General features: G+C 37.1%; 7 protein-coding genes and 2 tRNA genes. 6 read left to right on the top strand and 3 right to left on the bottom strand.

Annotated features, from left to right (window positions below; translation table 11 throughout):
- Positions 1-57: 57 nt before the first annotated feature.
- A complete protein-coding gene (locus E1140_RS04680) occupies positions 58-1,197 on the bottom strand; it encodes an acyl-CoA dehydrogenase family protein (RefSeq protein WP_155179555.1) in 1,140 nt (379 codons plus the stop codon).
- 190 nt (positions 1,198-1,387) lie between these two features.
- Between E1140_RS04680 and E1140_RS04675 the strand changes: the two genes are divergently transcribed.
- Together E1140_RS04675 and E1140_RS04670 are read left to right on the top strand one after the other, a co-directional pair.
- A complete protein-coding gene (locus E1140_RS04675) occupies positions 1,388-2,701 on the top strand; it encodes a UDP-glucose dehydrogenase family protein (protein ID WP_155179553.1) in 1,314 nt (437 codons plus the stop codon).
- Positions 2,694-3,683, top strand: a complete 990-nt coding sequence (locus E1140_RS04670) for a UDP-glucuronic acid decarboxylase family protein (RefSeq protein WP_155179544.1) — start codon at positions 2,694-2,696, stop codon at positions 3,681-3,683. The genes E1140_RS04675 and E1140_RS04670 overlap by 8 nt, the downstream gene beginning before the upstream one ends.
- Position 3,684: 1 nt before the next feature.
- On the opposite strand, the gene E1140_RS04665 is transcribed toward E1140_RS04670, so the two are convergent.
- Complete coding sequence (locus E1140_RS04665) at positions 3,685-6,171, bottom strand: AsmA-like C-terminal region-containing protein (RefSeq protein WP_155179542.1); 2,487 nt, start codon at positions 6,169-6,171, stop codon at positions 3,685-3,687.
- A 179-nt stretch (positions 6,172-6,350) separates the two neighbouring features.
- On the opposite strand from E1140_RS04665, the gene E1140_RS04660 reads away from it, so the two are divergent.
- From E1140_RS04660 to E1140_RS04645, 4 genes are all read left to right on the top strand, one after another.
- Positions 6,351-6,425 (top strand) — tRNA-Val (locus tag E1140_RS04660).
- Positions 6,426-6,528: 103 nt separating this feature from the next.
- Positions 6,529-6,603: transfer RNA gene (locus tag E1140_RS04655), tRNA-Val, on the top strand.
- Between the two features lie 92 nt (positions 6,604-6,695).
- The gene (locus E1140_RS04650; protein WP_155179539.1) at positions 6,696-7,601 is read left to right on the top strand and encodes a glycerophosphodiester phosphodiesterase family protein; all 906 of its coding nucleotides are present in this window, start codon (positions 6,696-6,698) and stop codon (positions 7,599-7,601) included.
- Between the two features lie 51 nt (positions 7,602-7,652).
- The gene (locus E1140_RS04645) at positions 7,653-8,648 is read left to right on the top strand and encodes an adenosine kinase (RefSeq protein ID WP_155179538.1); all 996 of its coding nucleotides are present in this window, start codon (positions 7,653-7,655) and stop codon (positions 8,646-8,648) included.
- Between the two features lie 3 nt (positions 8,649-8,651).
- Here E1140_RS04645 and E1140_RS04640 read toward each other — a convergent pair.
- A partial coding sequence (locus tag E1140_RS04640) for a M61 family metallopeptidase (RefSeq protein WP_155179535.1) occupies positions 8,652-10,329 on the bottom strand: 1,678 nt, incomplete at its 5' end.

Raw genomic sequence — 10,329 nt, 5'->3', positions numbered from 1 at the left:
ATATTAAAGCAACTATAGATTGTTAAAAAGAAGATTAAGGATCTTAATAGGCTTTGACTATTTCAAAATAGCTCTGGAAATAACTAGTTTCTGAATTTCAGAAGTTCCTTCACCAATGGTGCAAAGCTTTACGTCTCTGTAAAATTTCTCTACCGGATAGTCTTTAGTAAAACCATATCCACCAAAAATTTGAACAGCTTCGTTAGCCACCTCAACTGCAATTTCTGAAGCGTATAATTTAGCCATTGCAGATTCCTTGTTTACAGACTTTCCTTTGTTCTTCAAATCGGCAGCTTGGTGAATCAATAATTTTGCAGCTTCAATTTTTGTCGCCATATCAGCAAGCTTGAATGAGATTCCCTGAAATTTGGCAATAGGCTGATTAAATTGGTGCCTTTCCTGAGAATATTGAAGTGCTGCAAGATATGCGCCTTCCGCAATCCCCAGACTTAAAGCGGCAATGGAAATTCTTCCTCCATCAAGTATTTTCATAGATTGAATAAATCCTTCGCCAACATTTCCTAGCATTTGATCTTTATGGACTCTGCAGTTGTCAAAGATCATTTCAGCAGTTTCAGAGGCGCGCATTCCTAATTTGTTTTCTTTACGGCCGCCTGTGAAACCAGGTGTTCCTCTTTCAATTACGAAAGCCGTCATGCCGTGGCTATCACCAACTTCACCAGTGCGGACAATTACTACTGCTACATCTCCAGACTTCCCATGTGTTATAAAGTTTTTAGCCCCATTTATAACGTAGTAATCGCCATCTTGTACGGCAACGGTTTTCATATTGCCTGCATCAGAGCCGGTGTTGGGTTCTGTTAGTCCCCATGCTCCTATATATTCTGCTGTAGCAAGTTTTGGCAAATACTTCTCTTTTTGCTCTTCATTTCCGAATTGCATAATGTGTCCTGTGCACAAAGAATTATGAGCAGCCATTGACAGTCCAATAGACCCATCGATTTTAGACAATTCAACAATTGCAGTAACATACTCATGGTACCCAAATCCAGACCCATTATATTTTTCCGGAACCAATACACCCATTAGGCCAAGACCTCCAAGCTTCTTAAACAAGTCTACTGGAAATTCTTGGGCTTCATCCCATTCCATCATTTTAGGGCGTATTTCTTTTTCTCCAAAATCTCGGATCATTTGAGCTATCATGGTTTGATTCTCTGATATCTCAAAGTTCATTGTGGTTTCTTTTTCTGCAACTGAATTCATTTCATTATTTGGTTTATTAAAGTGCAAATTTAGAGATAAAAATAATTTACCCAAACGAATGTTAGTTTGGGTAAATTTAATATCAAAAAAATAATCGTATTTCAGGTTAATTTATTTATTAGACTATTTTTGCAACACATTAAGTATTAGATAAATAATTATGAAAATAGCAGTAATAGGTACTGGATATGTAGGGCTAGTTACAGGAACATGTTTTGCAGAAACTGGCAATACAGTGACTTGTGTCGATATTGATGAAAGAAAAGTGAATAGTCTAAAAAATGGGAAAATAACCATTTATGAACCAGGCCTAGAAAATCTTTTTGAAAGGAACCTCAAACAAGACAGGCTGCATTTTACTACAGATTTAAAAGAAGGTATTGAAGGCGCTAAAATAATTTTCTTAGCATTGCCAACACCCCCAGGTGAGGATGGATCAGCTGATTTGAAATATATTTTAAAGGTGGCAGAAGACCTTGGTCCACTTTTAAAGGACTATGCTGTTATTGTAGATAAAAGTACTGTGCCTGTAGGTACTGCAGAAAAAGTAAAAAATAGAATTGCTCAGAATTGTAATGTGGATTTTGATGTTGTTTCGAATCCTGAATTTCTCAGAGAGGGTGTAGCTGTTGAAGATTTCATGAAACCTGATAGAGTGGTTATTGGAACTATATCTGACAAGGCTAAGAAGTTAATGGATGTGCTATATGCACCGTTAGTACGTCAGGGGAATCCCATAATTTACATGGATGAAAAGTCAGCAGAGCTCACTAAATATGCTGCTAATTCCTTCTTGGCAACCAAAATCACATTTATGAATGAGATTGCCAACATGTGCGAGCTTTTGGGCGCTGATGTTGATGCTGTTCGTAGAGGTGTTGGAACTGACTCTAGAATAGGTAAGAGATTCCTATTTGCAGGCATTGGATATGGAGGAAGCTGTTTCCCCAAGGATGTTCAAGCTTTAGCCAAATCAGCTCAGGAAGTTAATTATGACTTTGACATATTGAAGTCGGTAATGAATGTGAATGAAAAGCAGAAGACAAAACTTATCCCACAAATAAAGAAACATTTTGGAGGTGATTTGAAAGGTAAGACCGTAGCACTTTGGGGCCTTGCTTTCAAACCTTATACTGATGACATTCGGGAAGCTCCTGCCCTTTATAATATCGATGAATTGTTAACAGCAGGTGCAACCGTTAAGGCCTATGACCCCGAAGCTATGGATAATGTAAAGGAGATCTTGGGAGATAAAATAGAGTTTTGCGATAGTCAATACACTGCTTTGGAAGGAGCGGATGTTTTATTCATTGCAACTGAATGGCCAGTATTTAGAACTCCAGATTTTGATAAGGTTAGCGAATTACTTCATTCAAAAACCATTTTTGATGGTAGAAACTTATATAATCCTGAAGAAATGAAAGATTTAGGTTACACATACTATAGCATAGGAAGAGGAACCATCAATGGGTAAGTCAGTATTAATTACCGGAGCGGCAGGTTTTTTAGGATCACACCTATGTGATAGGTTTTATAAAGAAGGCTTTAGGGTCTTGGCCATGGACAACCTTATCACAGGTAATCTGAAGAATATTGAACATCTTTTTGGTAAGGAAAACTTTGAATTTTATCATCATGATGTGTCAAAGTATGTTCATGTTTCCGGTGAGCTTGATTATATCCTTCATTTTGCTTCTCCAGCCAGTCCCATTGATTATTTAAAAATACCAATACAAACACTTAAAGTTGGTTCTTTAGGGACTCATAATTTGCTTGGTCTAGCCAAAGCAAAAAATGCTAGAATGCTTATTGCTTCAACATCTGAAGTTTATGGAGACCCTATGGTTCATCCACAGACTGAGGAGTATTATGGCAACGTAAACCCGGTGGGTCCACGGGGTGTATATGATGAAGCCAAAAGGTTTCAGGAGGCCATGACAATGGCATACCATACTTATCATGGTTTAGAAACCAGAATAGTCAGGATATTCAATACTTACGGACCTAGAATGCGATTGAATGATGGTAGAGTACTCCCCGCATTTATTGGGCAGGCGTTGAGAGGAGAAGACCTGACTGTTTTTGGCGATGGATCACAGACAAGGTCATTCTGTTATGTAGATGACTTAATAGAAGGGATTTATAGACTATTGTTTAGTGACTACGCCTATCCTGTTAACATTGGGAACCCTGACGAAATTACAATCTCACAATTCGCAGAGGAGATTATCAAACTGACAGGAACAAATCAAAAAGTAGTTTATAAACCACTGCCAAAAGATGATCCGATGCAGCGTCAACCAAATACTGATAAAGCTAGAGAGATTTTGGGCTGGGAAGCAAAGGTATCTAGAGCAGAAGGCTTGAAAATTACCTATGATTACTTTAAGTCTTTGAGCAAGGAAGAGTTATTTACTAAGGATCATAACAATTTTGAAGGGTACATTAAAAAATGATCTAATGATCATCCCAATCAAAATATTCATCCTCCTCTAACTCTACAGCTTTCCCCTTTTTAAGACCTTTGTTTTTAAAGGCGTCTTTAAGCTCTTGCAGCTCCTTTTTAAGGTCAGCGGCAATTTTCTTTTTAACCTCTTGCTTGTCGTAGCTCACTTGATAGTCGGATGTGGTACCTGTTATTTTTAAGTACAACATTGACTCACCCGAAACATCTTCTTCAATAGCACCGAATGCCTCATCTTTATCTACCTTTCTGGTACTTCTAAGTGGCGTCACAACATGGTAGTCTATGTCTTGATTAAATTGATGAGTCCCGCTTATTTTCAATGAGGTAATGTTGGTGCCTACTTCCATTTGAGGTATGTAAATAGTTTGGTCCTGGATAAATATCTCATTGCTAATATTAGAGAAGGTCAGGTGATCCAATTTATCTTCATCAACATATTTTGAAAGCTTTTTCATAGGTTCAAAATTATTGAGTTCGCCTTTTGAAATTGAAGTCAAGATGCTCGCTTGAAGTGATGCTGGCTGCAGATTAAGGTAATGGTCAAAACTCATGCTGGTTTCTATTTGAGCATTAACAGTTCCTTTTAGATTTTTGTCAATGATAAATTCTTGGTTGAAATTTTCAAGCACATAGAAAATGCTGTCTATCTTAAGTCCGGTTATTGAAATTTGACTTTTTACATCTACTGATTTATTTGACGGAGCCTCTACATTCCCTGTTAGAGAAACATTTCCGCCCATCGCATCAAATGATATTCCATTTGAATGCAGGCCTTGATTTTTAATGATGACATTCCCTTTGACATTGGAAGGATGAAAACGCCTAAATGTCAGCCTATCAATATTAGTGTTAAACTTTAGCTTTAGCCTGGGAGACAGCTCGAAATAGTATTTATCAGAGCCCTTTGAATTTGTTTGAGCAAGCAACTCATCCAAATCAAGGTAGTTGGAATGTAAATCTGCCTCAATTCCTATAGGTTCATTTTCTAAAAGGATAAAAGCAAGCAGATTTTTGAAAAGACCGTTTAATCGAAAATCACTCTTTCCATAGTTGCCCGAAACATCATTAAGGGCTATATCTATATTATTGAATAGGAATTGGCCATTGAGGTTTTGCAAAGGATACTTTAAGCTTGCCATCGCCAAATTGATCTCTTTGCAGACTATTTGGCCTGATGTTTTTGTTCTACCCTGAAGATTCCGACTCTTCAAATCGTTAACATTTCCATTGAAAGAAATATCAATATCTAAGCTGCCTGATGCAGACTTGAGCCCTTTCGGTTGATAAAAATTTAATAGTGAGTTCATATCCATAGCTCCAGAGAAATCAAATATTAACTTAGGGTTGGAGAAATTGATAATGGTTAGATTACTATTGAATTCAGACCCATCTAGGCTTCCCTCGATGTTTTTCAGTTCTAGCATACCTTGCTTCGTATTGTAGATATCCGCCAATTTCAAATACCCCTCTGCATTCGCATTTTTAAGTCTTGAGTCTGTTTCAGGATAGAAAATAGAGGCTTCTTTTAGACCGAACTGAACTTCAAGCTGAGGGCCTACTTTCTCTCCCAAATCACCAATGAGTGACAGGTTAAAATAGGTGTTTCCAGAGCTTTCATAAACGCTTAATTTTTTCTGAATTGGCTCCGGCATTAGAGAGCTTATTGTATTAAGGTTGGTGTCCTTGCCTTCTAGGTGTATTTCAATGAACTGTTTGTCTTTGAAGGCATATTCACCATAAGTCAAAAACTCAGATCCGGATACTTGTAAGCTGGAGGGACTAATGCCTACTTTTTTGTTGATGTCATCATAGACTATTTTAGCATTCACCTGCATTTCCTTTTCTGTAATAAACGCATTACTTCTGGATGATATGTTGTGTACCTGGTAGTTGCCTGAAGCATCAATATCAAAAAGCTCGTTATTATATATCACACTTGCCGAGGTACTAGATGTAGTTAAATCAACTATATTATCAATGGCCTGATTGTCATAAATAAAATGAACGTTTGATAGCTTGACTTTTTTCAAATCAAAATCAACATTTTTTGATTCACCAGAACCCTGCTTTTTTACAATATCGTAATTAATTACCCCTTGTTTGTCAACAGATATCAGGCATGTAGCATTTTCAAGACTAACACCTTCTATGGAATACGTGTTGTTCCATAGCTTTATAGGATTGAAACCAATTGAGAGCTTATCGGCAATTAATAATTTCGATTTCTCTTTCTTGTTGCTACCATCAACTTCAATCTTATTAAAGATGATAGATACTTCAGGGAAGTCATCTAGAATGGTCACATTAATCTCTTTGACAGCAATAGGTGTGTTGATATACTTGTTTGCTTCAGCAACAAATCTTTGAATAATAGTATCGCGATAGTAGTAGACAACTAGCGAACTGACTAACAGAACCAAACTCAAAATGGCTATTGAGTAAAAAAATGCCTTTTTAAGTATTTTTACGGTGTTCAAATAAAATTGATTTTTCTTTCCAAACTCGCTCTAAAGGTACTTTTTAAAAGCCATATTGTTCAAACGAAACAGAGCTTCAAGAATTTTAATTCTTTTCTTACAAAATAAATTTGCATAAAATTAAAACTGTACTAAATTTGCATTCCATTTCGCAGAAGAGCGAGATAAATTAATAAAAAGGGCGCTTAGCTCAGTTGGTTCAGAGCACCTCGTTTACACCGAGGGGGTCGGGGGTTCGAATCCCTCAGCGCCCACTAAGAGACAGTTTATACTGTCTTTTTTTGTTTAGCAACATTTGGACTTTATTGTCTATCTAAACTTTGTCTATTCTTAATTATATTTAGGGTTGGCAATAATGGGAAATTAGCTCAGTTGGTTTAGAGCATCGCCTTGACAGGGCGGGGGTCGCTGGTTCGAATCCAGTATTTCCCACTCTTCTCTTCACCAGCATTCAGATACTTTTTTAATTCATAACATTCACATAATTGGCTTAATAACATTTTGCCCTATTTTTATGATTATATATGAGTAAAATAGCCACAATTTTAATCTGCATAATTTCTTTTCACTTAAATGCTCAATCTAAATTGGATGTTCAGGGACATAGAGGAGCGCGTGGAATTTTTCCAGAAAACTCAATACCAGCCTTTCTCTACGCGCTCGATCAGGGTGTAACTACCTTAGAGATGGATGTAGTTATTTCTAAGGATGGAAAAGTAGTTGTTTCTCATGAGCCATACTTATCTTCTGCTATATGCCTTGACTCTCTTGGAAATCAAATTTCTGCTAAAGATGAGTTGAAACACAATATCTATAAGATCACTTATGAAGAAGTGGCAAAATGTGACTGCGGTTCCAAAGGCAATGCCAGGTTTAAAGATCAGATTAAAATCAGTACAACTAAGCCTTTGCTGGAGGATGTAATTAAGACAGTTGAAGAACACATTAAAAGCCAAACAAGATTTGAGGTGTATTATAACATCGAGCTAAAGACAGAAGAAAATGGTGATGGAGTTTACCACCCAAATCCAACTGAGTTTTCAAAAATAGTTTATCAACTCATAGACCAATACCTTCCTTGGAATAGAATAATTATTCAGTCTTTTGACTTTAGAATACTGAAATACTGGCATGAACACTATAGCAATGTTAGGTTGGCAGCTTTGGTAGAAAATGTTAAATCGGCAAAGGGCAATATTCAGGAGCTAGGCTTCACTCCGGCAATCTATAGTCCTTATCACAAATTGTTATCCGCCAAGAAAATAGCCGAGCTACACAATTTGGGAATGAAGGTTATACCTTGGACTGTGAATGAAAAACCTGACATGCAGAATTTGGTGAAATGGAAGGTGGATGGTCTTATTACCGATTATCCTAATCGTGCAGCAGAATTGGGATATATAACTCCTAAAATTTCAATGGACGATTGAGTTTTCATACTCGTTTAGTAATCCTATCTTAGCAGCTTTAACCTGAATAATATGAAGAAATATGATGTTTATGGCATTGGTAATGCCCTTGTAGATATAGTCACTGAGGTTTCAGATGAATTCCTAGGTAAATACAGTGTTGAAAAGGGGCTGATGACCCTTGTCGATGAAGAAAGACAATCCGAATTGGTGGAAGCTATTCATTTGCCGTCTAGCAATATGCAATGTGGTGGATCAGCGGCTAACTCAATTATTGCTATTAGCCAATTTGGTGGAAGTAGTTATTATTCTTGTCGTGTGGCTAAGGATGATATGGGCACTTTTTACTTGAAAGATCTTAAGAGCAATGGGGTTGATACAAATTTAACTTCAGAAACCGCTCCTGAAGGAATTACCGGTAAGTGCTTGGTGATGACTACACCTGATGCTAACAGAACAATGAATACTTTTCTTGGTATTACTTCAACTTTTTCTGTTTCAGAGATTAATGAAACTGCCCTTAAAGACAGTAAGTACTTGTACATGGAAGGCTATCTAGTGCCCGGTGAGGATGGGCAAAAAGCAATGAAATTGGCAAAAAAAATAGCTGAGGACAACGGAGTGAAAGTTGCGATGACATTCTCTGATCCTAGCATGGTGAAGTATTTTAAACCACAAATGGAAGAGATAGTTGGAGCGAGTGTTGATTTGCTTTTCTGTAATGAGGAAGAGGCGATGCTTTTTACAGATACCAATACAATTGAATCAGCACGTGAAGAATTGAAGAAAGTAGCTAAGAAGTTCGTAATAACTTTAGGCGCAAATGGCGCTATGATATTTGATGGAGACACATTTATTGATATCGAACCTTATAAAGTGGATGCAATTGATACTAATGGCGCTGGAGACATGTTTGCTGGAGCATTCTTATATGCCATAACCAATGGGCATTCATACGCTGATGCAGGGAAGCTTGCCAGTCTTGCGTCTTCTAAGATCGTTTCTAAGTTTGGACCAAGACTGGAATTGCAACAAGCTAAAGAAGTTAAAAAACAGCTTCTGCCTTAGAACCTAGTCGAAAGAAATATTCAACCAATTTTCAAACGAGTCCTTCTGTTTTTCAGTTGGGCTCTTTTTTTGACTTATGCTGTACCTTTTCAAAAATGACTTGCCTTCCGTTTTGGTTGTAATGACAAGGGGCTTAAAATTCCTTTCTATCTGAAATTCTAGAGTTCCACCTTTTAGTTCTTTCAGCAAACTTTCGGTTGGCTTTTGCTCATTTATAGTCAATATTTTGTCACGAATTGAAAATAGAGATTCCCCTGTGGAATCAGGTACTATTTGGGCCACTTTGCATTCATCTCCATCAAACACCACTTTTAATCCCAATTCTCTTTCGAGCAGTAATGGGGAATCATTTATTTCTAAACTACATCCCACTGTTTCAAGTAGTGCTGAAACCAAATCTTCCTTAGGTTTTGTTCCATCTACATAGTCGGCAAAGTACTCATCAAGATTCTGATCAGCAACTTCTTCACATATGTTCTTAATATCATCATGAGCATATCCCTTACCAGTTTTTCCAAACCGATTGTACAGAATTCTCATTACATCATCCAAAGATTTAGCATTGGTAGAATTCTGTCGCATTAAAAGGTCTAGCGTTAATGCAGTCATGGCCCCCTCCACGTAAATGGAGCTTTTTTTATAAGGAGCACTTGGCTGGTAGCCATCTATCCATAAATCGATAGAAGAATCTATTACAGAATTGTTGTGCCTTCCGAAATTTAAAAAGTGACGATTGAATAGTTTAGTCAGCTCATTTATATACCACGCTTTATCAAAAACCTTTGATCGTACTAAAAACAAATCTCCATAATAGGTTGTAAAACCCTCTGCCACGTAACCAGTTGGGAATACTGCCGGCTTACCAAAATTATAAGGCTGCAATTCTTCTGGACGGATGTTACAAATGTTCCAGGCATGAAATAGTTCGTGTGAGCTTACTCCCATAAGTTCGCTATAAAGCTCAGGTTTATCTAATTCCTTTCCTGGGCCAATACATATTACAGTTGAATTTGAGTGTTCAACCCCATGGTAAAATTTATTAGGTGTTAATTCCAATAGGAAATGATAGTCTTTGGCCGGAAGCTTATTCATTGTGCCTATTTGGTATTCGCTAAAGAGCTTAAACTCTCTGATTAATTTGTCAGTGTCTAAATTATGCTCACCTTGTATCCATATATGAAATAGCACTGCATCAACTTCATAATCCAAATGTTGAAGTGTTCGGCTGGCTATCAAAGGACTGTCAGCAAGCTCGTAATAGCTGCTTGCTGTGAGTTTATTGTTTATGGATTTTAGCCCACAGCCTATAACATATCCTTCTGGAAATTCTACATGAACCAAATGCTCATCAAGCATCCGGTCTTCACAATAAAGCATGCAGTTTACAAAGTTGATATAGATTTGATTTTCAGTAAACCAGGAATTGCCTGCATCTAGCTGATGAGCATAATATTTATACTCTACTTTTATACTTGTATTGCCACTGGTTTCAATTTTCCAGTTACTGTGGGAAAGCTTCAGATACTTTAATTGAGAACCATCCTTTCCATAGCACTTCATTTGCTGAATGTTCTTGGCATAATTTGAAGCCTCATACCTACCAGGCCGCCAAATGGGTAGTTTTAGGTCTATAAATGGAGATTTTATATTATCTATCTCAAGAGTAATCTCAATTAAATGC

This window comes from Fulvivirga lutimaris, from assembly GCF_009711525.1.
Lineage (GTDB): Bacteria > Bacteroidota > Bacteroidia > Cytophagales > Cyclobacteriaceae > Fulvivirga > Fulvivirga lutimaris.
Note: the sequence above shows the minus strand (reverse complement) of the source record. Positions and strands in the feature narration are given on the sequence as shown.

Bases quoted from the DNA above. Each gene is read 5' to 3' on its own strand.
- E1140_RS04680 (WP_155179555.1), bottom strand. From the start codon at position 1,197: ATGAACTTTGAGATATCAGAGAATCAAACCATGATAGCTCAAATGATC.
- E1140_RS04675 (WP_155179553.1), top strand. From the start codon at position 1,388: ATGAAAATAGCAGTAATAGGTACTGGATATGTAGGGCTAGTTACAGGA.
- E1140_RS04670 (WP_155179544.1), top strand. From the start codon at position 2,694: ATGGGTAAGTCAGTATTAATTACCGGAGCGGCAGGTTTTTTAGGATCA.
- E1140_RS04650 (WP_155179539.1), top strand. From the start codon at position 6,696: ATGAGTAAAATAGCCACAATTTTAATCTGCATAATTTCTTTTCACTTA.
- E1140_RS04645 (WP_155179538.1), top strand. From the start codon at position 7,653: ATGAAGAAATATGATGTTTATGGCATTGGTAATGCCCTTGTAGATATA.